Source organism: Bordetella tumbae, assembly GCF_054780995.1.
In genome coordinates, this window is sequence record NZ_BAAGVG010000023.1 from 157,178 (window position 1) to 182,154 (window position 24,977).

Annotated in this window: 15 protein-coding genes; 10 read left to right on the forward strand and 5 right to left on the reverse strand. The window is 60.3% G+C overall.

Annotated features, from left to right (window positions below; translation table 11 throughout):
• Positions 1-122: 122 nt before the first annotated feature.
• Complete coding sequence (locus tag ACYVI2_RS23190) at positions 123-1,100, forward strand: Bug family tripartite tricarboxylate transporter substrate binding protein (protein WP_415816664.1); 978 nt, start codon at positions 123-125, stop codon at positions 1,098-1,100.
• Between the two features lie 113 nt (positions 1,101-1,213).
• Positions 1,214-3,565: a cytochrome P450/oxidoreductase gene (locus ACYVI2_RS23195; protein WP_415817126.1), complete on the forward strand. Its 2,352-nt coding sequence runs from the start codon at positions 1,214-1,216 to the stop codon at positions 3,563-3,565.
• A gap of 9 nt (positions 3,566-3,574) precedes the next feature.
• Here ACYVI2_RS23195 and ACYVI2_RS23200 read toward each other — a convergent pair whose 3' ends face one another.
• The gene (locus ACYVI2_RS23200; protein WP_415816666.1) at positions 3,575-5,200 is read right to left on the reverse strand and encodes an NAD(P)-binding protein; all 1,626 of its coding nucleotides are present in this window, start codon (positions 5,198-5,200) and stop codon (positions 3,575-3,577) included.
• Positions 5,201-5,285: 85 nt separating this feature from the next.
• Complete coding sequence (locus ACYVI2_RS23205) at positions 5,286-6,797, reverse strand: polyamine aminopropyltransferase (RefSeq protein ID WP_415816668.1); 1,512 nt, start codon at positions 6,795-6,797, stop codon at positions 5,286-5,288.
• Between the two features lie 82 nt (positions 6,798-6,879).
• Between ACYVI2_RS23205 and ACYVI2_RS23210 the strand changes: the two genes are divergently transcribed.
• The 4 genes from ACYVI2_RS23210 to speD all read left to right on the forward strand — a co-directional run bounded on the left by ACYVI2_RS23210 (position 6,880) and on the right by speD (position 10,371).
• A complete protein-coding gene (locus ACYVI2_RS23210) occupies positions 6,880-7,266 on the forward strand; it encodes a DUF350 domain-containing protein (protein ID WP_415817128.1) in 387 nt (128 codons plus the stop codon).
• A 94-nt stretch (positions 7,267-7,360) separates the two neighbouring features.
• Positions 7,361-8,404, forward strand: a complete 1,044-nt coding sequence (locus ACYVI2_RS23215) for an SPFH domain-containing protein (protein ID WP_415816670.1) — start codon at positions 7,361-7,363, stop codon at positions 8,402-8,404.
• A 6-nt stretch (positions 8,405-8,410) separates the two neighbouring features.
• Positions 8,411-9,880 (forward strand): DUF4178 domain-containing protein, encoded by a 1,470-nt coding sequence (locus ACYVI2_RS23220; protein WP_415816672.1) that lies wholly within the window; start codon positions 8,411-8,413, stop codon positions 9,878-9,880.
• A gap of 140 nt (positions 9,881-10,020) precedes the next feature.
• Positions 10,021-10,371, forward strand: a complete 351-nt coding sequence (gene speD / locus ACYVI2_RS23225) for an adenosylmethionine decarboxylase (protein WP_415816674.1) — start codon at positions 10,021-10,023, stop codon at positions 10,369-10,371.
• Positions 10,372-10,448: 77 nt separating this feature from the next.
• On the opposite strand, the gene ACYVI2_RS23230 is transcribed toward speD, so the two are convergent.
• Both ACYVI2_RS23230 and ACYVI2_RS23235 read right to left on the reverse strand, forming a co-directional pair.
• Positions 10,449-11,273: an FxLYD domain-containing protein gene (locus ACYVI2_RS23230; protein WP_415816676.1), complete on the reverse strand. Its 825-nt coding sequence runs from the start codon at positions 11,271-11,273 to the stop codon at positions 10,449-10,451.
• Positions 11,245-12,129, reverse strand: coding sequence for a hypothetical protein (locus ACYVI2_RS23235; RefSeq protein ID WP_415816678.1), 885 nt, complete (start codon positions 12,127-12,129; stop codon positions 11,245-11,247). Before ACYVI2_RS23235 ends, ACYVI2_RS23230 begins: the two co-directional genes overlap by 29 nt.
• Positions 12,130-12,344: 215 nt before the next feature.
• On the opposite strand from ACYVI2_RS23235, the gene ACYVI2_RS23240 reads away from it, so the two are divergent.
• From ACYVI2_RS23240 to ACYVI2_RS23250, 3 genes are all read left to right on the forward strand, one after another.
• A complete protein-coding gene (locus tag ACYVI2_RS23240; protein WP_415816680.1) occupies positions 12,345-13,253 on the forward strand; it encodes an aldo/keto reductase in 909 nt (302 codons plus the stop codon).
• Between the two features lie 11 nt (positions 13,254-13,264).
• Positions 13,265-14,551, forward strand: a complete 1,287-nt coding sequence (locus ACYVI2_RS23245; RefSeq protein ID WP_415816682.1) for an NTP/NDP exchange transporter — start codon at positions 13,265-13,267, stop codon at positions 14,549-14,551.
• A 160-nt stretch (positions 14,552-14,711) separates the two neighbouring features.
• Positions 14,712-23,663, forward strand: a complete 8,952-nt coding sequence (locus ACYVI2_RS23250) for a hypothetical protein (protein ID WP_415816684.1) — start codon at positions 14,712-14,714, stop codon at positions 23,661-23,663.
• A 9-nt stretch (positions 23,664-23,672) separates the two neighbouring features.
• On the opposite strand, the gene ACYVI2_RS23255 is transcribed toward ACYVI2_RS23250, so the two are convergent.
• Positions 23,673-24,662, reverse strand: a complete 990-nt coding sequence (locus ACYVI2_RS23255) for an SDR family oxidoreductase (RefSeq protein ID WP_415816686.1) — start codon at positions 24,660-24,662, stop codon at positions 23,673-23,675.
• A 154-nt stretch (positions 24,663-24,816) separates the two neighbouring features.
• Here ACYVI2_RS23255 and ACYVI2_RS23260 point away from each other — a divergent pair, with 154 nt between their 5' ends.
• A complete protein-coding gene (locus tag ACYVI2_RS23260; protein ID WP_415816688.1) occupies positions 24,817-24,969 on the forward strand; it encodes a DUF3309 domain-containing protein in 153 nt (50 codons plus the stop codon).
• Positions 24,970-24,977 lie beyond the last annotated feature (8 nt).

Below are 24,977 nucleotides of genomic sequence, written 5' to 3' on the forward strand. Positions count from 1 at the left end.
AGGGAGCATAGAGGGGCAGAGGACACGAGGACAGGTTATCCCGTATTGACGATTTACGCATAGCGTATAGAATTTACGCAAAATAAGCTACGCCTTGCAGCCACAACACAACGGAGACAATCATGCCCTTTGGCCGTTTCACTCGCGCGTTCGCCTGTTCCCTTCTCACATTGACGGCGGCGGCGCCTGCGCTTGCCGACGGCTATCCGTCCAAGCCGATTCGTTGGATCGTGCCGTATGCCGCCGGCGGCGGCTCGGATTTTCTGGCGCGTACGATCAGCCAGGGCTTGTCGCCGAAGTTGGGGCAAACCATCGTGGTGGACAACAAGCCGGGCGGCAATACGGCGATTGGCGCTTCGGAAACAGCACGTTCGGCACCGGACGGCTACACCATGCTGTCGGCTGACAACGGCACCCTGGTTTTCAATCCGGCCTTGTACGCCAAGCTTTCCTACGACCCTGAAAAAGACTTGGCGCCTGTGACGCTGCTGGGGAAATTCCCGATGATTCTGGTCGCGGGCCCGGCGCTGAAGGCCACGGATGTAAAGGGCTTCCTCGCCGAGGTAAAGGCCAGTCCCAAGGGCATGGATTACGCGTCGGCCGGCGCCGGCAGTCCGCATCATTTGGCGATGGAGTTGCTCAAGGTGGAAACCGGCGCGAATCTCGTGCACGTACCGTATCGAGGTGCCGCACCATCGCTGGCGGATGTCGCGGGCGGGCAAGTTCCCGTCATGATGGTCGATTTGGCTGCTGGCGCCGGTTTCATCAAGGGTGGCAAGGTCCGCGCCCTGGCAGTGGCGAACCCGACCCGTTTGCCGCAGCTGCCTGACGTGCCGACCTTTGCCGAGCTGGGCTACAAGAATGTCGAAGCATCGGCTCAGGTGGGTATCGTTGTCCCCGCCGCTACGCCGAAGCCGATCATCGACAAGCTGAACCAACAATTGGTAGAGACGATCAAAGATCCCACGATTCGTCAGAAACTCGTCGATTTCGGAATCGAGCCGGTGGGTGATACCCCCGCAGAGTATGCCGCGCTGCTGAAAGACGAGCGCGTTCGCTGGCACAAGCTGATTCGCGATCTGAATATCAAACTGGATTAATCGCCGCTCGCGCATTACCGCATTACAGGAACGACGTTATGTCATCACGTTTCAATCAAGGACAAACCCAGGTCGAGGGGCAACGCCCAGAGCCCCGTGATACGTTGGGTGCCATGTATTCCCAAAGCCAGAACCCGGCATCTCGCGGGGGCTGTCCCGTCCATCAGATGACTAACGCCGCTCCCTCGGGCTGCCCCGTACACGTGAGTCCGCGTGCCGCCGAGTTCGACCCGTTTGGCGACGCCTATCAGCAGGATCCGCCGGATTATGTCCGCTGGGCGCGCGAGCAGGAGCCGGTGTTTTACAGCCCCAAGCTCGGCTATTGGGTCGTGACGCGCTACGAGGATATCAAGGCGATCTTTCGCGACAACATCACGTTCAGTCCATCGATTGCGCTTGAGAAAATCACGCCGACAGGGCCCGAGGCGAACGCCGTGCTGGAATCCTATGGCTATGCCATGAACCGCACGCTGGTCAACGAGGACGAGCCGGCGCACATGCCGCGGCGTCGCGCATTGATGGAGCCTTTCACACCAGAGGCCCTCAAGCACCACGAGCCGATGGTGCGTCGTTTGACGCGCGAGTATGTGGACCGATTCATCAACGACGGGCGTGCGGATCTCGTTGACCAGATGCTGTGGGAAGTGCCCTTGACAGTGGCGTTGCATTTCCTCGGTGTCCCCGAGGAGGACATGGATCTGCTGCGTCAATATTCGATTGCGCACACGGTCAATACGTGGGGCCGGCCCAAACTGGAAGAACAAGTCGCGGTCGCGCATGCCGTGGGAAATTTCTGGCAATTAGCGGGAAAAATCCTGGACAAGATGCGCCAGGATCCCGATCAACCGGGCTGGATGCAATACGGGATACGCAAGCAAAAGGACTATCCCGATGTGGTCACGGACTCTTATCTGCATTCGATGATGATGGCTGGCATCGTCGCGGCACATGAGACGACGGCGAATGCATCGGCGAATGCTTTCAAATTGCTGCTGCAGCACCCGGACGCGTGGCGTGATATCTGCGAAGACCCCTCGCTGATTCCCAACGCCGTAGAGGAATGCCTGCGTCACAACGGCTCTGTCGCGGCATGGCGGCGGTTGGTCACGCGCGATACGAATATTGCGGGAACGCCGATTACCGCAGGTTCGAAGCTATTGATCGTCAGCTCGTCGGCAAATCATGATGAACGTCATTTTGCCGATGCGGATCTGTTCGATATCCGGCGTGAAAACGCCAGCGATCAATTGACCTTTGGCTATGGTTCGCATCAATGCATGGGCAAGAATCTGGCCCGCATGGAGATGCAGATATTCCTCGAGGAGTTCACGCGCCGTTTGCCTCATATGCGGTTGGCCGACCAGGCATTTACGTATGTGCCGAACACGTCGTTCCGGGGGCCGGAGCATGTGTGGGTGGAATGGGATCCTCGTCAGAATCCAGAGCGTGCGCAACCCGAGATTTTGTCGCGTCGCCAAGCGGTGCGTATTGGCGAGCCGTCTACGCATGCGGTGACGCGGCCGGTGGTGGTGGAGCGCGCCGATCCGGTCGCTGAAAATATCGTGATGCTGACCTTGGCCTCGCCTGATGGAAAGGCGCTGCCGCGCTGGACGCCTGGGGCTCACATTGATGTCGAGTGCGGCGACACGGGGATGTCTCGTCAGTATTCGCTGTGCAGCGATCCTGCAGAAACTGGCCGTCTGCAGATTGCGGTATTACGAGAAACAGAAAGCCGCGGTGGATCTGCCTGGGTGCATGAGTACGCGAAGCCGGGTACGCGTTTGCGTATTCGTGGTCCGCGCAGTCATTTCCGATTGGATGAGACGACGCCTCGTGCGGTCTTTATTGCCGGTGGCATAGGTATTACACCGATCAGCGCGATGGCCCGCCGTGCGCGCGATCTGGGCATTGATTACGAACTGCATTACAGCGGCCGCTCCCGTGACGGCATGGCGTTGTTGGCTCAACTGCAGCAGTTGCACGGTGAACGTTTGCGTGCCTATGTCTCGGCAGAGGGCACGCGCAATGATTTCGCGGCATTGTTGGCGCAGCCTGTGGCTGGCACACAGGTGTATGCGTGTGGTCCGGAGCGCATGTTAGAGGCTTTGAAACCGGCCTGCGCGCATTGGCCGGAGGATACGCTGCGGGTGGAGCATTTTCATTCCACGCTGGGGTCGTTGGATCCGTCTAAAGAACAGGCGTTTGAGGCGGAGCTCAAGGACTCTGGGTTGGTGGTTACTGTGCCGGCGGATCAGACGCTGTTGACGGCGCTACGGGCGGCTAATATCGATGTGCAAAGCGACTGCGAAGAGGGTCTCTGCGGGTCGTGTGAGGTGCGGGTGTTGGCGGGGGATATTGATCATCGGGATGTGGTGTTGACTCGGGCTGAGCGTGAGGGGAATGGCAAGATGATGAGTTGCTGTTCTCGGGCTCGGAGCGGGGGGCGGATTGTGTTGGAGTTGTAGGTAGCTTGGCTACGCGATTCCACTAAGAATTCGCCCCGCGGCGCTAACCCCCCACCAAGACGCTTCTTCAAAAACCGAATATCCAGACAAATCGGCATGGGCAAACAAGACAGCGCCGTCGGTCTCTCGCAACGCAGCCAAGCCAGGGTTATTTAAATAACCAGGCACAGGCGTTGCCATTGCATGCCCCCGCACCGTGACATCGAGCCGTCGAGTGTGTCGCCAGAAGTCATCACCATAGACCGTCAGCAAGTCAGTGGCGGCCTCGACACGTAAGGCTTCGGGGCTGGCCTGGGTTAACCACTCCCGTGCTTGATCAGGGGTGAAGCGGCTTAACGCTTGATAAGCAGAGAAAACGGTACGTGGAGACGGCGCTACGCGCAGCAGCTGATGTGTCGAGACCACGTAGCCGAGTGCATTGCCCTGGTAGACCACGTTATCCCAGGACAATGGTTCGCCTTCTGCCTCTTTGGGATAACCGTCCATCACAAAATTCGAGACCAACCAAGCCGCATGTGGACTCGTGTGAATAGCAGGGTCATATCCATACGCGCGAATATCGGGCAATAGACGCTGGGCGACAAACAACGGCATTGCACAGACAACGCGTTGTGCATGAATGGTATAGGCTGATTCATGGCCATCGAGACACAAGATTTCCACCTTGCCACGAGTCTCTATGATACGGGCTGCCGTCCCAGGCAATAGCCAATTCGTATGGCCCAGTTTGCGCGTAATCGCATCGCACATCAGCCGGGATAGCGTTGCCAGACCATCCGGCCACGTCAAAACAGCGCCATCGGCGGCGTTCGCGGCATGGCCATCGCGGCTGGCGAAATAGTGCAGGCCGGCCCACGCCGAGACACTGTCGATACCAGCACCGTAGTCGTCGCGCGTGCAGTAATTCAAGTACCAAAGCAAGGCCGGCGACGTGTAGCGTTCGCGGTCCAGCCATTGGCGGAACGTAAGCGTGTCCAGTTCGCGCCAGACAGGATCCTGCGACGATAACGACAACGGGATGGCAAAGACCTTGCGTCCGTCCCGCCCGCGTGAGGTGCGCAGCGTTTCGGTATAGGCAATAAAACGGTGATGCTGCGCGACATCGGCCGCGGGCAGGCCAGTCATGGGCAGCAGGTCGCTTTCCCAACGGCCATGGCGATACAGACGTTCTTGCGGCGAGTGAGCCAGTATCGACTCATCGTAATAGGGACGTTCGGTATCCGCCCCGTGCTGAATGATCCCGAAATCCGCCAGCATCTCGCGAACGTGAGCGGATTCCAATGACGGCAGTGGTAGGTAATGGGCGCCGGTCGGATAGACCAGGTCTTCGAATTGCCCGCCAGCGGCATTCCCTGTGAATTCAGGGCCCTGGACCACGACGAAATGGGTGTGCCCTTCGCGGACGAGTTTCCATGCACAAGATAGACCGGCGATGCCTGATCCGAGAATCGCCACGTCGTGATACCGGTCGGCCGCGGATGACGGTAACGCAGCGCCATCACGCAAGCGGTGGCCGGTTTCCATGCCAGGATAGTGGACCTGCGCCGGGATCTCCACAATGCGAGACCGGTAATAGCCCGCGACGCCCGCCACAGCCGCCGTCGCGGCGCTTATCAGAAAGCTGCGCCGCCGCATTATGCGGGCCCACTCAGGATGGGCGCGCGGGAAATCGAGAGGATCCCATCACGATGGGGTCGCCCAAGCGCGATATCCTGTTTCATCACCGTATGACCTGACGCCAATCTTCGTCGAAGTAACGCACGAGAGATTGCTCGTTCAAACGATTCGGCGGCATCGCCAGCGCGGGCATATCCGCTGGGAAATGGAATAGCTCCTTTATCGCGGCGCTGTCCAGGTAGCGCGTGGGGACAGTCAGTTTTTCCGGGACAGTGTAGTCCTTGCGCTTGCTCGCCAGGATAAAGCCCCAGTCACCGAAGGACGGCACGTACACATGATAGGGCCAAGTATGCAGGCCGGCTTCTTTCAATGTGGCGTCGATGCTCCAGAACGAACGGGGCGCGAAATAGGGTGAGGTGGACTGGATCACCATATAGCCGCTTTCTGCCAGATGCCGGGCCATCAGGTGATAGACCGGCACCGAATACAAACGGCCCAGGCCGAAATTCGATGGATCGGGAAAATCGACCACAATGAAATCGTAGACGTCCGCATGGCTTTCCAGCCAGCGGCCTGCGTCTTCGTTGATGACGGTCACGCGCGGATCGTTCAGGGCATTGTGATTCAGCTTGACGAGCGGTTCTGAGCGCATGAACAGCCCCGTCATGGCTGGGTCCAGATCGACTAGCGTGACGTGCTCGATCTGCTTGTGCTTGAGGATCTCGCGCACGGCCAAACCGTCGCCGCCGCCCAGCACCAGGACATTGCGTGCCCAGGGCAGGGCCTCCAGACCAGGGTGTACCAGCGACTCGTGATAACGATGCTCGTCGCGCGAGGAGAATTGCAGGTTGCCGTTGATATACAAGCGCAAATCATCATGCCAACGCGTGATGGCCAGCCGCTGATACTGGGTGGTTTCCGCGTGGATGATTTCGTCGCCATACAGGCCTTTCTCGGCCCATGCCGTCATGTGGCCAGAATAGGCAAAACCCAGTGTCAGCACGCCCAGTATCACCGAACAACGTAGCGCACGTTCTGCGGGCCGGCGTACCTCTGTGCGAAACAGCCACGTCGTCCACAACGCGACACCGGCATTGAGCATGCCAAACAGGAAACTGGTGCGCAGCAACCCTAGACGAGGCGCTAACAGCAGCGGGAAGACGAGCGAAACAGCCAGAGCGCCCAGATAATCGAAAGTCAGCACACGGCTGACGATTTCGCGAAACTCGGCTTTGCGCTGGTTGAAAATCCGCATGACCAGCGGAATTTCCATGCCAACCATCAATCCAATAATGAAGACCGCGGCATACAGCGCCGCGCGAAAAGGCGCCGACAACCAGGCAAAGACCAGGAACAGCGCCGCCGCGGAGACGCCGCCCAGCAGGGCGACCAGCATTTCGACATCGATAAATCGATTCAAAACGTCTTCATCTTTTACATATTTTGACAGCCACGAGCCGATGCCCATCGCAAACAGATAGCATCCGATGACGGAGGAAAATTGCAGGATGGAGTCGCCGAGCAAATAGCTGGCCAGGGCACTGCTGATGAGCTCGTAGCCTAGGCCGCAAGAGGCGACAATCAGGACTGACAGGATGAGGACGCGGTCGCGCATGGGTATTCCGGGGCAAGGTGCGCGCAGTATATCCAACCGCGCTATATACTGCGCACAAACTAGGAAAAGGGAAGAGATGGAACTGCATCCTGTGCTGCTCTATTTGGTGTATATCGTTTCGGCTTTGGCCATGCTCGGGGTCTTTACGGCGATCTATACGGCCATCACCCGCTATAACGAATTCGCCTTGGTGCGCGCCGGCAATATCGCGGCCCTGTTGTCGTTTGGCGGTGCGTTGCTGGGATTCAGTTTGACTGTATGCGTCAGTATTGCGGTGCACGCCACCTTTGTGATGTTTCTCGTATGGGGTTTTGCCGCGATGGCGGTGCAGATCGTTGTCTATGCCGTGGTTTCGCGCGGGATACGCGGGATGAATGAGGCCATCGAGGAAAACAACATCGCCATGGGCGGCCTGTTGGGCCTGATTTCGCTGTCGGCAGGCGTAGTGAATGCTGGGTGCTTGACCTGATAGGGAATATCGCCGCGCACTGACACGCTGATTGGGGTGTTGTGCGGTGCACGATATGCCCGGCATGTTTTTATCTTTCGGAAAGGAGTCTCGTATGGGTCTCGGTTCATTTATCCGCAAACAGTTTATCGACATCCTGCAATGGAATGAGGACACCGATGGCGTGCTCGCCTGGCGTCATCCCATGCAGGATTTTGAAATCCAATACGGCGCCAGCCTGACCGTGCGCGAGTCGCAGATGGCGGTGTTCGTCAACGAAGGCCAGATCGCGGACGTGTTCGGTCCCGGTATGTACAAGCTGACGACGCAGACGCTGCCGGTGCTGACGTACCTGAAAAACTGGGACAAGCTCTTTGAGTCGCCGTTCAAGTCGGATGTGATTTTCTTCAGCACCCGGCTGCAACTGGGACGGCGCTGGGGCACTGCGCAACCGGTGACGATACGCGACAGCGAGTTCGGCATGGTGCGGCTGCGCGCCTTTGGGGTGTATTCGTACCTGATTTCCGACCCGGCCAAGTTCTATCGCGAAATCAGCGGCACGCGCGATGTCTTTACCGTCGATGATCTGGAACTGCAACTGCGCAATATGGTAGTGGCAGCCATGACGACGGCGCTGGGCGGATCGAACGTCGCTTTCCTGGATATCGCGGCCAATCAGGGCCTGATGTCACAAAAAATCGCCGAGGCGCTGGGGCCGGTGTTTGACCGGTACGGCGTCAAGCTCGATAACTTCACCGTCGAAAACGTGTCCCTGCCCGAGGAACTGCAAAAGGCGCTGGATACGCGGATCTCGATCGGGATGACGGGGGATCTGGGCAAGTACACCCAATACCAGACTGCCAGTTCCATTCCGATGGCGGCGCAGAACGAAGGCGGTATTGCAGGCATCGGTGCTGGCCTGGCCGCGGGTGCGGCGTTGGGGCAAACCATGGCGCAGGGGCTGGTTCCCGGGGCTGGTGCAGCGGCGCCAGGTACCGCAGCCGGCGCCGGCGCAGCAGCCGGTGCTGCGGCAGGATCCGCTGGCGCCGATCCAGTCCAACGCCTGCAACAGCTGAAGGATCTGCTGGACAAAGGACTGATCACCATTGCGGACTACGACTCGGCCAAAGCCGAGGTGCTCAAGAAACTCACCAGTTAATACACGATGCAGCAGGTTCTGTGTCCGCAGTGCGGCGCACCGGTCAAATTTACCTCCACGGCTTCGGTCATGGCGGTGTGCGGGGCATGCCGCAGCACCTTGCTCAAAGACGCCGAATCGGTCAAGCGGGTCGGCGAAATGGCCGATGTGCTGGAGGATTATTCCCCGATCTGTCTTGGGGCCGCCGGGATCTACGACAAAAAGCGTTTTGACGTCATCGGACGCATTCAGATGCGCTACGACGACGGCTTTTGGAACGAGTGGTATATCTGGTTCGACGATGGCACGGACGGTTGGCTGTCGGATGCTTCGGGCCAATATGCGGTGACACACACGCGGCGGACAAAGAACCCGCCAGAGTTTCCATCGTTCGACAGCATCAAGCCCGGCGGCGTGTTCAAACTGGATGGCCAGATTTTTGTGGCCTCTGACGTCCGCACTTGCCGTGCGACGGGTGCGCAGGGCGAATTGCCCTTTGTGCCCGGAGACGGCTGGCAAGCCCGCGTTGCCGATTATCGCAGTGTCAATGCCTTTTTGACGCTCGACTATTCCGACGGCGACACGCCCGCACTCTATGTAGGCAGGGCGTTTGAGCTGTCGGACATGCAGGCAGCATCGTTGCGCAGCGACGCGCAGGTCGAGGAGACAGCAGGGCGTTTTCGCGGCAAAATCCATGCGCTGGACTGTCCGAACTGCGGGGCACCGATCAGCTTTGTCGCGGCGATGGCGACCCAGGTGGTGTGCCCGTCCTGCATGGCGGTGGTGGATTGTGCCGAAGACACGGCCAAGGTCATCGAGCAACAACGCAAGCTCAAATCCATCAAGACCACGTTGGCCCTGGGCGCAAAGGCAAAGATCGATGGCGCCGAATACACCTTGATCGGTTTGTTGAAATGCGAAGATCCCGATCCAGAGGAGCCCTCCAACTGGATCGAGTATTTGCTGTTCAATTCCCAAAAAGGTTTTCTCTGGCTGGTCGAATCCGAGGATGGCTGGGAGCGCGTGCATGTCTGCGACACCTGGCCCACGCGCAACAACAACAGCAGCGTCAATTGGCTGGGCAAGCCCTACCGGAAACTATACGACTATACGTCCAGGGTCACGCTGGCCTTGGGGGCCTTCAATTGGCGCGTCAAGGTCGGTGACACCACCCAGATCTCGGATTACCAATCCGGTGGCCGCAAATTGACGCGTGAAGAATCCCAGAACGAATTAGGATGGTCCGCGTCGTCGCCGGTCAATCCGGTCACATTGGCCGAATGGTTCGGTCAACCCGAACTGGCCAAGCAGAAGGCCTATTCCTCGGGCAGCAGCGTCACGGGTTATCGAACCTGGGCCGGCCGCGCCACGATTGCCATGCTGTTCTTCAATTTCTTTGATATTTTCACTGGCAAGCTGCCTTTCTTGATCATGGGCGTGATCATGTTGTGGATCCCCGCCGTGTTGGCGGACAAGTTTTTCGGACAGGGCGACTGATCGATGGGAAAGGTTCTGTACATTATCTATGCCGCCTTTGTCGTGCTGACAATGTCCATCGGCCCCACCACATCGAGCGGCGGGTCCAGTTCGTGGGGTGGGTCCAGCGGTTCCGGCTGGTCTTCTGGCGGCAGTCATAAATGATCGTGCATGCGACCTGCGGCCGTCATGTGCTGGCTGACCTGCGTGGGATAGCTGTGCCGCTATTGACGGACGCCGAGGCTTTGCAAAACGCCTTGATTCAGGCAGCGCAACATGCCGGCGCGCATGTACTGGGTGCGCATTTCCACCATTTCGGCGAGCAAGCCGGCGTCACCGGTGTGGTAATGCTGAGCGAATCGCACATCAGTATCCATACCTGGCCCGAACATGGTTTTGCGGCGTTGGATATATTCATGTGCGGCCAGGCGCAACCCGAACTCGCATTGCAGCATATCCGCGAGGCGCTCAGGCCCGGCAGCGAGCATGTTACTTCTGTAGAGCGAGGCTGAAGGCCTGCACGCAACGGCGGCTGTTGCAGGGCGGGTCCGTGATGCCAGCCGTTGAACGCAGTGCCCGTCTGTGACGACTACTGCGCCTCGGCGTCGTAGATCACCGCAACGCGGGCAAAGTTGGCGCCGTGCTGTTTGACGTCGAATTGAAACGGCACGCTTTCGCCCGGCTTGAGCGCCGGCACGCGCAGTTCCTCATAGCGTGCACCCGTCAGATGATCTTTGGCATCGTACAGGCTGACCCATACGCGGATCTCGTCGACGTCGCTTTGTGACTCATTGAGCACACGGCCGAACACCGTCACATACTTGTACTGATAGCGGTACGTAAAATTCAAGGTGCCACCGCCAATGCCTGCATCGGTTTTCTCGATGGTGACTTTCAGTTTGGGGCGCGGACCGGGCAGGGCGGCGCGTTTGGCCGGCTGCCAGTTTGCCTTGATTTCGGTGATCTTGTTAAAGCGTTCGCCCGTGAACACCATGGGCACGTGCTCGCCAGGATAGATCGTGCTGGGCATCGTCCACTCGTGACGCAACCCGATCGCCGTCGATCCCTCGAAAAACGCCATCGTCACGTTGGGATCGACCATGATGGTGTCTTTGCTGGTGTTGACGAACTCCAGATACAGCTGCGAACGCCCGATTTCATTGGGCAACCGATGCGGATCGACGACAGTCATGGCTGAACTGTCGAAAAACTTGAAGTTCTCGTCCAGCAATTCTTCGGTACTGAGGCGCAAATGGTCGATGACCCGTACATTGGCCGGGTCGACGCGAATGATGCGAGAGGGACTGGGTGTCGGTGGGACCTCTGTCGCCTGTGCAAACACCAACGAGGGAATCATGCCGGCCAGCAGCGCGGCGGTGTAGCGGCTAGCCTTCACTTTGCACCATATAGTCATAGGACGCGACTTTCTCGTCGCTGAACATGTCGCAACGCACGTCGAACGGCGTGGCGGCATTGGGCCCCAGCTCATTGGCGACGCCATAACCTGAACCCACGCCAATGATGCGGCCGTCCTTGCCGTACAGAGTGACGACAATTCTGGCGCTGCGCGCGGTGCCCATCTCGATGTTGCGCGCCAGACCCACCAAACGATAGGTGCCGTCATTGAGGACGAGCTGCACCTTTTCGGCCACCACGGCGCGGCTGATACGGCTGGTCGGCGAGACGCGTTGGACTTTCAATTCGTAGCGCGTAAACGGCTCGTCGGGCATCGACAAGCGGACAGGCGCATATTCGCCAGGCAGCAGCGTGTTGGCGATCGTCGAGCCCGAGGTGCTGCTCAGCGTCAAGGCATCCCGGTAAAAGGTCGCCGATACGTTCGGTGCGCTGATGTCGCGGCCGGTGTCGTTGTGCATGAGCATGACCAGCTCGCGGCCGCGATTGGTCTTGATGTCCTGTACATCGGTGAGCTTGACCAGACCTGGATCGATGGGCTTTTCAGGCTCGTACCGGGGGGTGGGCGTACTCGAGTCGTGCAGCAGCGTCATCACCAGCGGCACCAGAAAGATCGCCGCCACGGCGACGATAATGATCGCAATCGCAGCCGGCTTGATTTGCACCGGCGTTGGCTGCGGTTGCTGCATGCCTCGCAGGATTTTTTCCAGGCGCTGGGCGACATCGTCCTCGACCAGCGTGACGGCCTGGCAGTGATTGCAGCGATACTCGTTGGTCGCGAGCTTGGTGAACTGGCTGCTGCCACAGGTGGAGCAGGTCAGTGTGATGGTGTTGATGGTGGTGCGTTTGGTGGGCATGCGCGCGGCCCCGCTTGGCGCGGGCAGGGTGATCATCCTGGGGCGCAAGGATAACCCGGGACGCAGAATGTCGCGGGGCGCGCTCGCATCAAAATATTACAAAATGCGAATAAAAGCAGGGCACTATCGTAAACGGGGTGTCTTGGCATATGCGCTATGCGACGGTTATAAGGGCAATTCAGTGCCTCTCGCCACTAGCCCCAAGGAGTGCCCGCATGTTCACACGCCGCCGCTTTCTGCATGGGTTGTCCGCATTGGGTGTCGGAGCTCAACTGCCCGACATGGCGATAGCGGCGGATACCGCGATAAACACACGGCGCATTCCTTCATCTGGCCAGACGGTTCCTGTCATCGGAATGGGAACGGCAGATAGTTTTAATGTAGGCGATAGCGAACCAGAACGAGCACCGTTGCGCGAAGTGATGCGCCGATTCTTCGCCGCTGGGGCCTCGGTGATCGACACGGCGCCCAGCTATGGGCAATCGGAAACCGTGATCGGCGATTTGTTGGCCGAGCTCGATCTGCGCGACAAGGCGTTTCTCTGCACCAAGATCGGTGCATCGGGCCGCGAGACGGGCCAGGCCCAGTTTCAGGAATCACTGCGTCGTTTGAAAACGGACAAGGTCGAGCTGCTGCAGGTGCATAACCTGCGGGATTGGCGCACGCAATTGGCGTTGATCCAGGAGCTAAAGGCCCAAGGCGCCGTCCGTTATTCGGGTCTGACTCACTATTACGATGGAGCGCACGATGAATTGGCGGATGCAGTGCAGGCCTCGAAGCCCGATTTTCTGCAGATCAATTATTCGGTGATCACCACGGGTGCGGAAAAGCGTTTATTTCCCATGGCGCAAGACCTAGGCATCGCCGTATTGATCAATCGTGCCTTTGAGGATGGCCGATTGTTTCGCGAAGTGGCTGGTAAAGAATTACCCGGCTGGGCCGCCGAGGCGGGCATCACATCATGGGCGCAGGCCTTTTTGCGATTCGCGATCAGCCCGCCCGCCGTGACCGCGGTGATTCCGGCGACCAGTCGCCCCGATCGGCAGAGCGATAACCTGAAAGCGGGATATGGGCCTCCATTGACGGCCGAACAACGCCGATCGCTGCAATCGATGTTCGCCTGATAGAGCGTAACGTGACATCCAGCACTATGCCCATAAAGGCGAGTGTGATTCGCCTACTGAACCTGCGCGAAGGAGAGGGCGTTGCGGTGGCCGCAGGCCTGGGCATGTTTTTTCTATTGTTCTGCGCGTATTTCATGCTCCGGCCCGTGCGCGAGACCATGGGCGTGGCTGGCGGCGTCGATAACCTGCAGTGGTTGTTTACTGGGACGTTCGTGGTCACTTTGATCGCCATGCCGCTGTTCGGTTGGGTAGCTTCGCGTGCGCCACGACGGCATATTCTGTCGTGGGTATATGGGTTCTTTGTCGTGAACCTGCTGGTGTTTGCCGTGGTGTGGTGGCTGCAGGCCGACATCGTATGGACCGGGCGCGTGTTTTATATCTGGTTGTCGGTGTTCAATCTGATGGCGATTTCACTCGCCTGGAGCGTGCTGGCCGATGTGTTTGCCGGCGAACAGGCACGCCGCTTGTTCGCGTTGATGGCGGGCGGCGCGAGTTTGGGCGGACTCGCAGGGCCGTTGTTGGGCGCGTTGCTGGTCGAGCCGTTGAGCCATAGTGGTTTGCTGGTATTGGCGTCCGCGCTCCTGGCTGCCAGCGCGGGCTGCGCGGCGTGGCTGCATCGCTGGCGTGACCGGCATCCTGACGAGGCAGAGGACGCCAATGACCGGGTCGAGCGTCATCGACCTTTGGGCGGTAATCCCTTTGCAGGTGTGACAGAGGTATTGTGCTCGCGCTATTTGCTGGGCATTGCTTTGTTTGTGACGCTCCTGGCCAGCGTCAATACCTTTATGTACTTTGAGCAGGCGCGAATGGTGGCCGAACATTTTCCGGACCGTACACGCCAGACGCAGGTCTTTGGTTTGATTGACGCGGTGGTGCAGGGCTTGGCCATCCTGACCCAGGTGTTCTTCACGGGCCGGATCGCACAGCGGCTGGGTGTGCGAGTGTTGCTGACGGGCGTGCCGCTATTGTTGGTAGCGGGCTTTTTGTGGTTGGCGTGGTCTCCGGTGTTTGCCGTGTTTGTCGTGGTGATGGTGGCGCGCCGTGCGGGTGAGTATGCCCTGGTGCGTCCAGGCCGCGAAATGCTTTATACGGTGCTGCCTTCGGAACAAAAATACAAGGCCAAGAACTTCAACGACACGGTGGTGTATCGCGGTGGTGATGCGCTGAGTGGCTGGGTGAAACGTGGAGTAGACCTGATGGCGGACCAGCCGTCTTTGGCCTTGTTTTTAGGGGCCGTGATTGCGTTGGCCTGGGCCGTGACGGGAGGATGGCTGGCGAGGCAATATGGGCGAAGATAGCGTGCCCGCTGCGTAGATACCAGCGGAGCAGATATCGCTACGAAAGCAGGAATCAGCGAATTTCACCGATTCCATCGGCACTTTCGTCGAAAAAATCTCGCTGATAGTGCAACTTTTGGCTATTTTTTGTCGGTCTACGATAAGAATATCGAGAATCGCCATGTCACGAGTTCGCATCGCGCAGCCCCCACGGTTGTTACGCAAGACGGTATTAACGATGAGCCTGGGCATGGTGTTTGGCCCCTGTTTCGCCCAGGGCGTGTCCTTGAGTTGCGACCCCAACACGCAATGCGTCAAGCTCGATGATGGGGCGACTTATACCCAGGGTGTCAGTGTCTCCACCGATGGAGAAAGTGGCACAAGTGATTCTCACAATGGGCAAACACCGGTCGGCGCCGAGATGCTGGACCAAGGGGCGATCTTCACTCTGAACCCGCAATCGGGAGGCGGAACGTGGTCAAGCGATTACGGCGTGATCACTGCGCTTTCCTACGGCGGCAATAGTTATGAAGAGGGTGACGCCGGCGACGGTGGTGGCATCAGGCTCGATAGCGCGGGGCAGGTCGATCTGGCTGTGTCGTCGAGCAACGAAGTCTCCTCCGTGTTGTATGCCAGAAGCCTGGGAGGCAGCGGGCCGGCTGACAATGGCAACAATGATTCCGACGGCGGCAGCGGCGGCTGGGGAGGCTCAATCAGCGTCGTCACCTACCTAGGCAGCCGTTATCAGGTGGTGGGGGATATTACGCAGGACATGTCCGGCATCTTCGTGGCGAGCCTGGGTGGCTCGGGTGGCGCCCAGAACTCGGGCACGGGAGATCAACTAGGCGGCGCGGGCGGCGATGGCCATAGCGTGACGATCGATAGTTCAAGCGACATTCTGTTTGGAATCCCGGCACAATCGGGCAACGCTGCTCAGCCGGTGACGATAGCGTCGGGCGCGCTGGTCGGGCTAATACGCGGTGATTCAAAAGGCGGTGACGGCGGCAAGGGCAATGGTGATGCCGGCGCTGGCGGCGACGTCACGATTCATCACAATGCCGGACTGCTGCAGATCGTCGCCGCTGAGGGCGATGGCACCCAGACGGTGTATGGCGTACGTGCCTCGTCCGAGGGGGCCACGGGTTACGGGTCAACCGATGACTCCGACCCAGGCGGTACCGGCGGCGGCTCGGGAAACATGACCGTCGACGCGTATAGCAGTATTGACCTGCAAACGCCGGGCATGATGGGCGCGGGCATTCAAGCCGAAACCGAAGGCGGACAAGGCGGCGAGAGCCCGAGCAAAGATGAAAGTGGCGGCAGCGGCGGCGTAGCCGGCTCCGCTACGGTGACGGCCGGCGATATGAGCAGCGGCAACACGTCCGCCCCGTTGACCATCAGTACGACAGGCTCGACGATGTTCGGCATACAGGCGGTTTCGAAAGGCGGGTTTGGCGGTGACGGCGCCGACAGCACCGTGCTGGCCGGCGAGGCGGGCGGTGGCGGGTTGGGCGGTAACGCTGGCGTGGTCACGGTCAATGTCGGCAGTAATGCGACGGTCACGACGTCGGGCGATTACTCCTCGGGCGTGACGGCGTGGTCAGTCGGCGGTGGCGGCGGCACTGGTGGCGATTTCATCGCTATTCTGGGCGGATCAGGCAGTAAAGGCGGCGATGGCGGCGAATCGAAACTCGTCACGGTCACCAACAATGGAACGATCAACACCACGGGTGACCAGGCGTTTGGCATTGATGCGCAGTCCAATTCGGGCGGCGGCGGTGCGGGAGGGATCGCCGATGGCCTGATTGTCGAGCTCGGTGGCGACGGTGGCATAGGCGGTGCCGGCGGCGGTGTGACGATCAGAAATACCGGTACGATCAGCACGACGGGCAGCGGCGCCACGGGTATCAGCGCGCAGTCCAACGGCGGTGGTGGTGGCAATGCGGGCGGTGCAGGCGGCATCATCGCGGTGGGAGGCAATCCGCGCAACAACGACCTCGGCGGAAGTTCCGGCGACGGCACGGGCGGAACGGGCGGCCTCATCAATATCGCCAATATCGGCACGATCACCACCGTCGGCGATGCGGCCGAAGGCATCCTCGCGCAGTCCATTGGTGGTGGTGGCGGCAAGGCCAGCGATACGATCAATGGCATCGTCGCCGTTGGCGGCAGCGGCGCTGCGGCGGGTAATGGCGGCGGGGTGTATTTCATTGCGGACACGCAAGGCACGATTTCGACTTCGGGCGACTATTCGTACGGTATCAACGCCCAGTCTATCGGCGGTGGTGGCGGCAATGGCGGCAGCGCCACCGGCGTGGCGGCAGGTGTGGGCGTTGCTGTGGGCGGCAATGGTGCCGCTGCAGGGAATGGCGGCTATATTCAGTTCAATATGTCGGGCGATACCGCCTCCAGCGTCACGACGCAGGGCGATAACGCGCACGGCATACTCGCTCAAAGCATCGGCGGCGGAGGCGGCTCAGCGGGCGATGTGCTCAGTGTGGGAGCGTCGTTTGTCGATATAGTCGTGGGCGGCAGTGGCGCCGCTGGCGGCAATGGCGGCCTCATTGATTTCGACTGGAGCAATTTAAGCGTCACCACCAGCGGCATCGCCGCGCGGGGCATCATGCTGCAATCAGTCGGCGGCGGTGGCGGGACCGGCGGCGGGGTACGCGGTGACAATCTGTCTTTATTGGGTGAGCTCAGCACCCTGGTCGGCGCCGATGGCGGTGACGGCGGGTATGGTGAAGACATCAACGGGACGATCTTGTCTTCGACCATTGTGACCGGTCTGGCGGTCCCCGGCACACAGACGGCGTCCAGTACTCAGGCGACCGATGACGATGATGATGACAGTTCACCGAGCACGAATGCCCTCACTACGGACGCCTCGGCGATATCGATGCAATCCATAGGTGGTGGTGGCGGCGCAGGCGGATCGGTCACGAATCAGGTGCTGAACTATGGCCCCCCCGTTTTTGCCGGCGGCGCGGCGTCGATGACCATGGATTTTGCGGTCGGCGGCCGTGGCGGCGAGGGTGGGCATGGCGGCACGGTGGGTCTGACCGTGGCGGGCACCAGTGCCAGCACGGCGGGACAGTTTGCGCATGGCGTCTTTATGCAATCGATAGGCGGCGGCGGTGGCGACGGCGGTTCGGCTCAAAACTACATGATTCAGGTGGATACCGGCGACGTCAGCGTGGGAGTAGAGGCAGACGCCGCGGTGGGGGGGCAGTGCATCAGGGTCGGCAAAGCGTGCGCGGGCGGCGATGGCAACCAAGTGACCGTCAACCTGAGCACGAATGGCTATACGGACGCCACGATATTGAATACCAGCGGCGACTATAGCAACGGCGTGCTGGCGCAATCCATCGGTGGCGGCGGTGGCGATGGCGGGTCGGCGGATAGCTATGCCTTCGGATTTCAAACCGGTATCGCGGCCTCGGTGGCGGCCACCACCTCGGTCGGATCCAAGGGCGGCGCCGGAGGCGGTGGCGGTACCGTGACCGTCAACACGGGCGCCAACGCGCAAATCAAGACCACCGGATCAGGTGCGCGGGGCATTGTGGCGCAGAGCATAGGCGGAGGCGGCGGCACAGGACAAGGCACCTCGGCCTATTTATCCGGATCGGAGCAAGCCACCAAGGTGCTGTCTGTCGGCCTGACGCTGGACGTGGGCGTGGGCATGAAAGGCGGCAGCGGCGGCGACAGCAAGATGGTCACTGTCAATCAGGCCGGCGAGATCGTGACGACGGGACGCGACAGCGATGGAATTCTGGCGCAGGCAGTGGGCGGCGGCGGTGGAATCGGCGGATCGATGGGGGCCGACCCAGAGGACACGCTGGACGTGATTTCCAATGCGTTGCAAACCCTCAAGGATCACGTCGAACTGCAAAACATCTCGGCAGAGGTGCAAGTCAGCGTCGGTGGCCAGGGCGGAGACGGTGGCGTGGGCGGCACGGCAGTGGTGAATAATTCGGGCGTGATTCACACGTTTGGGGAGTATGCCGATGGGATCGTCGCGCAATCCATCGGCGGTGGCGGTGGCACCGGTGGTGGGAGCACCTCGCAGACCTACGTAGACTGGTTCGACGCGAACGTCTCGGTGGGCGGCAGCGGCGGTGTGGGCGGCGACGGTGGCGCTGCGACCGTGAATCTGCAAAGCGGCGCGCAAGTGCGTACAGTGGGTTATCAGGCCTACGGCATATTGGCCCATTCGATTGGTGGTGGCGGAGGCCAGGGCGGCAACGGTACGCTGGCCACCAAAGGTCGGATAGAAATTGGCGCGGGCGTCGGTGGCGGCGGTGGCGAAGGCAGCGACGGTGGCACGGTCACGTTCACCTCACAGACCGACAAGGCGATCCAGACCAACGGCAATGCCTCGCATGCGGTGGCCTTGCAATCCATCGGTGGCGGCGGCGGTATTGGCGGGTTGACCCTCGGTACCGGTGGCGATCGCATCGGTTATTCCCTGGATATGTCCATGTCGATCGGCGGCTCGGGGGGCAGCGGGGGCAATGGCGGCCAAGTCAACGCCTGCACCAATAATTCGTGCAAATTGACGCAAATCAACACCACCGGCCATTCGGCGACGGCGCTGCTGGCGCAATCGGTGGGCGGTGGTGGCGGCGACGGCGTTGTCGGCATACCGGACCAGAATGCGATCGCCGCAATTGGCCTGAATCTGGCTGCGCTCTTGGGCGGTGGCGGCGGCGACGGTGGAGATGGCGGCAATGTGAATATCGGCGGTCAATATGATATCGAGACATTCGGCCCCTTCGCTCACGGTATTGCGGCGCAATCCATCGGCGGTGGCGGGGGCATGGCCAGTTCTGCCGATACCGTGAGCGAACAGATCGGAATTTCAGGTGTGACGCCTGCCATTCAAGTGTTGTTATCCGTCGGCAGTGAGGCGTCGGGCAGTGGCGGCAATGCCAACGCGGTGGATATCGATGCGTCTGGCAGTGTCGTCACCGTAGGTGATGGCTCGCATGGCATCGTGGCGCAATCGATCGGTGGCGGTGGCGGCCTGCTGGGCACGACCTTGTCTGACGAGAATCTCTTGCCCGAGCCGCCGCAACCTGATCCGGATGATCCGAACAATCCCAATGTGCCGTGGCTGCCGGGTGAACGTTATCTCACGTTGGGCTCTACCGTCGACGATCCCACGGATAACTCACATATCGGCGATAGCGGTGTCGCAGGGTCAAGCATACCTGCGGTGAGCATCACCTACGATGGTGTCGTCCAGACAATGGGCGATTGGTCCATGGGCGTGCTGGCGCAATCCATCGGTGGCGGGGGCGGAGCAGCCCACTCGGGGGTGACCCCGTACGGTCAACTGGGGGCCGGCGCTGCCACCATCAGGGTCGGCAGCCCGAATATGACTGGCGCTGGCGGCGATGTCGCACTCATGTTGTCACCGGGACAGAACGGTATCGTCACGGCAGGCAATGGTAGCTATGGCGTACTCGCGCAATCGATCAGTGACGGGGGTGGTCTGGGGACCGGCATGGTTTTTGATAGTGCCGCACAGATGCATATCGGCGGTGGCTCGTCGACGCTCCCCTCGGAGGCGGTCGCCGCTGGCCATGTCGGCGTGCAGGCGCAGTCGCAGATATATACGTTAGGTACGGACGCGATAGGTCTGGCCGCGCAGGCGATCGGTGGTGGTGGCGGCGTCGGTGGGGTATTGGCATGGGAGGGCACGACGCTCATGGGCGCCGAGCTGCGCGTGGGCGGCTATTGGCCCGGCCAGGGAGGTGGCGTATCGATTGACACCAACCAGACGATCAATACCAAGGGCAATCGGGCGTACGGCGTGGTGGCGCAGTCCATCGGTGGCGGCGGCGGGATCGGCGTGATTGGCGTGTCCGATGCACGCGCCCCAGACGGACTGACGGTGCAAATAGGTGGCTCAGCAGCCGACGGCTCCGAGATCGACGAGGACGACTCTGATATCTGGGTACAAGGCGCCGATGCCGGAGGCGTGCAATTCGATCTGGACGGCACGATCGCCACGGCAGGCCGCGATGCCGACGGTGCGCTGATCCAGGCGATTGGCGGCGGTGGCGGCTTGAGTGGTGCGACGGGTGATCAGTCCGGCGCACTCAACCCGAGCATCACCCCGGCTGCGGATACCGCGTACGCGCTGAAACTGATCTTGGGCGCAGACAACAATTATGGCAATGGCGGCAATATCGGCTCTACGCAGCAGGCGGCGCGCATGGCGGCGCACACCACGACAACCGGTGATTTTGCAGACGGCCTGGTGCTGCAATCCGTCGGCGGCGGCGGTGGACAGGGCGGGGTGGCTGCCGCTGGCGGCACCATTGTCAGCGCGCTGACGATGCAAGTGGGCGGAGGATTCAGACCCACGGCTGACATGGCTGACCTCTCTACCCAAGGGGGACCGATTGTGCTGGCGTTCAACGACGAAGGCGACGGCACGTCTGTACATACGAAGGGTTATGCCGCCAATGGCGTGGTTGTGCAATCCATTGGAGGGGGCGGCGGTATCGCGGGCGCGAGTGCGCCGCAGGGCACGGGAACGATCCAGGTCGGCGCGACCAACGAGGTGCAAGGCAATGGCGGTGACATCCAGATCACGCCGGCCAGCTATCTCGCGTTGAGCACACAAGGAGACAGCGCGCATGGGCTGGTTGTGCAATCGATCGGCGGTGGTGGCGGGATCGCCACGGTCGATAGCCGCACCAGCGATGCCACCACAGGCGTGGGGCAATTCAAATTGGCCCTGGGTGGCAGCGGAGGTAATGGCGGCAACATCGAACTCTCGACCGGCGGTAATTTCACCACCGCGGGGCAAGGCGCGATTGGCATGATCGCCCAGTCTATCGGTGGCGGCGGCGGCATCGCGACCACAGGCGGCGCAGCGACTCTGTCAGACGTGACGCTAGGCAGCTCGCTCAACGCCTCGTCTGGCGATGGTCAAACCGTCACCGTCACGTTGCAAAGCGACGGGATGATCTCTACCTCAGGTGCGGGTAGCCATGGCGTGGTGGCGCAATCCATCGGTTCGGGAGGCGGGATTCTCGGTGATCTTACGCAGACCGTTACGACGAGCAACAGCGACGGATGGGATTTGGTGACGGGCCAGAAAAATGGCAGCGGCGGCGAGGTGACTGTCACGGTCAGTAATGTCACCACCACTGGTATGAATGCGTTTGGGGTGATCGCGCAATCGCTCGGCGGTGGTGGCGGGTTGGGCGGCTCGAAGGCGGGCGGTTATGCGGGTGAGACGAATGGCGATGAGTCGGAATCGACCGCGCATGCCGGTAACGTGTCGGTGACGGTCAATGGCACCGTCAGCGCGACAGGCGAGAACTCGACCGGCGTATTGGCACAGCGGCAAGCCTCTAGCAATAGTGGCGTGGACGGCTCTATCACGGTCAATGTCAATGGCATCGTGCGGGGTGGGAGCGGCAGTGGGGTGGGCATATGGGTATCGAACGGTGCCTACAGCACGTCGCCCGATGTCATCAACGTCGCAGAAAACGCGCAACTGTCCGCGGTATCCGACAACGCGTTACGCAACGATGGCAGTTCTCCATTAACGACGAATAACGCAGGGAATATCCAGGGTAATGCCCTGTGTGAGGAAGATGTCTGCATCCTCAACAGCTCCCTCACAGGCACGCTGACCCATGCGGAAATTTACCAGGCGGACGTGACGACTGCCGGCAAGTTGATCATCGGCCGCCCGGGGAGCTTTGGCCACCTCACGGTCGCTGGAGATTTTGCACAGACGAGTACGGGCATCATATTGGCCGATGCCGATTTCCTGGGAATGCGTGCTTCGAACATGACTGTAGAGGGCGATGCACAGTTAGATGGGCGCGTCGGTTTGAATGCCGTCACTCTCTTGCCGGATCGCGAGTTGACGTTGGTAAACGTCCAAGGCAACTCCACCGGCGAGCTTCACGCGGTCGATACGCCGATCTTCGATTTTGATATACAACAAGCGGGCAATGAGCATCGCGTCAGCGTCAAGAGCGCAGACTTCAATGCCAGTTCCATGGACCTCGCACGCAATCAAAGCCACGTGGCAGGATCGTTGCAGGATATCTGGGATCGGGGCGGCAATGCCGAGATGGCGCCTTTATTTGCCGTACTGAACGATGCCGCGGCACAAGGCGCAAGCGCATATAACGATCGACTGTCCGATCTGTCGCCTGGCGTCGCGCTGGCACCGGCCGCGCAAATGGCCGTGGGCATGGCACGGTTTACCGAATCGATGATGTCTTGTCCCGCGATGGATAGCGTGGGCACGGACGGACGCGAGCGGGATTGTGTATGGGGGCAAGTCACGCGCCGCAGCACATCGCAAGACGCGGCAAACGGAACATCCGACTTTTCGTTCGACAGTACGACGTATCAGGTCGGCGGACAGTTCGAGTTCAAGCCCGGCTGGTTCGTGGGCGGATCGTTGGCCTATCAAAACAACAGTTTGCGGGGCAAGGACAGCCGTGCCAGCGGCAACGGCGATGCAGGTTATGCCGGCGTCGTCCTGAAATATCAGGATGGCCCGTGGGTGTATTCAGGTGCGATCGGGGCAGGCTACGGTTCTTACGATATGAATCGCAATCTGAACATTTCGGGCTATGACCGCGAGGCAGGCAGCGATCCCGACGTTTACAGCGCGGGGGCCCGCCTGCGCGCGGCGCGCCATATCGGCCTGAGCGATCAGTTCTATCTGAAACCCTATGTCGATCTGGATCTGATCTATACCCGCATGCCGAGCTATACCGAATCGGGCGATGCCCTGAGCCTCAAAGTCGACAGCAGCGATCAGTTCCAAGTGGGCCTGTCGCCGATGCTGGAGATCGGCGGGCGAGTCGATCTGCCCAACGGCGCCACGATGCGGCCGTATGCCTATGCAGGGGCATCATTTCTGAGTGACGATTCGTGGGATGCCAGTGCGCGATTCAGCGGCGCACCGGCGGGTAGCGATCAATTCAGCTCCACATTGGCGGGCGACCATGTCGTCGGCCGTGTGGGAGTCGGGATGCAAGTCAACAATCGTTCGGGGTTGGATTTCCGCTTGCAGTATGACGGAGAGTTTTCGAGCAAAGCAACGAGCCACGCGGGTCAGTTGAAGGTGATGTATCGGTTCTGAGCTTGATACCTAATCTCCCGCGGTCCCTGTCACGGGCAGCACAATACCCGTGATATAGCTAGAGCAGCACGGCGCCGCCAAAAAGACATACGCTGGCGATAGCTCCTCCGGCTGGGCGGCGCGGCCCATTTGCGTCTGTTTGCCGAATTTTTGAACGTCTGGTGCAGCGTTGTCGGCAGGGTTCAACGGCGTCCAGACGGGGCCGGGTGCGACGGCGTTGACGCGAATACCGCGAGTGGCCAGATTGGCTGCGAGTGCGCGGGTGAATGAATGGATGGCGCCCTTGGTCGCTGAGTAGTCCAGTAAATGAGGACTGCCGCGCAGGCCGGTAACCGAGCCCGTATTGATGATGCTTCCGCCCTCCGGCAGGTGAGGCAGCGCGGCGCGCGCCATATAGAAATAGCCGTAGATGTTAGTGCGCAGGGTTTCGTCCAGGCGCTCGTCGGAAATGTCCTCGAGCGAATTGGCATGCTCTTGAAATGCCGCGTTATTGACCAGAATGTCCAGATGCCCAAAGGCGCGGACGGTTTTGTTGACGGCTTGCTGGCAAAACTTGGGATCGCGCACATCGCCGCTGATGGTGATACACCGTCCGCCTTCGGCTTCGACGGCTTTTTTTGTTTCGGCGGCATCATCGTCTTCGTTCAGATAGGCCACGGCAATGTCTGCCCCCTCGCGGGCATACAGCACGGCGACGGCACGCCCGATGCCGGAATCTGCTCCGGTAATCAAAGCCACTTTGCCCTCCAATTTTTCGCTGCCTCGATATCCCGGCGCAGAATACCGGGGAGCCGGATTCAGATCCGATTCCCGGCCCGGTTTCTGCTGGTGCTGAGCGGGTTGCGGCGGTTCAGGCTGACGGCGATCACCGGCCTGGGCAGGGCCTTTCGATCCGCTCGACTTGGACGATTTTGCATCGCGTTGATCTTGATCGCGTTGAAGTTCGCGTTGGCGGCGGGCGGTGGCGTCGGCGTCTTGATCGCGAGAACGGTTCGTCATCTGCTTCTCCTTGGCTATCAGGCACCCGGACGGGCGTAGGAAGCTTCAGCCTCGCAATTTGCATTCCCGACTGAGCCGGGCATGCAAATTGCTGTACGAAACAGGTACGGGGCCGATGGGGCTCTGGACGCGATTCCGGAGGAGGACTGCCGTCATGTCGACCATTCTGCTGATTGTGCTGATTCTGTTATTGGTAGGTGCCTTTCCTGCGTGGCCTCATAGCCGCGGCTGGGGATACTATCCCAGCGGTATTTTGGGCATTTTATTGATCGTTCTTATCGTCATGCTGCTGACGGGCCGTCTGTAGCTGAGGGC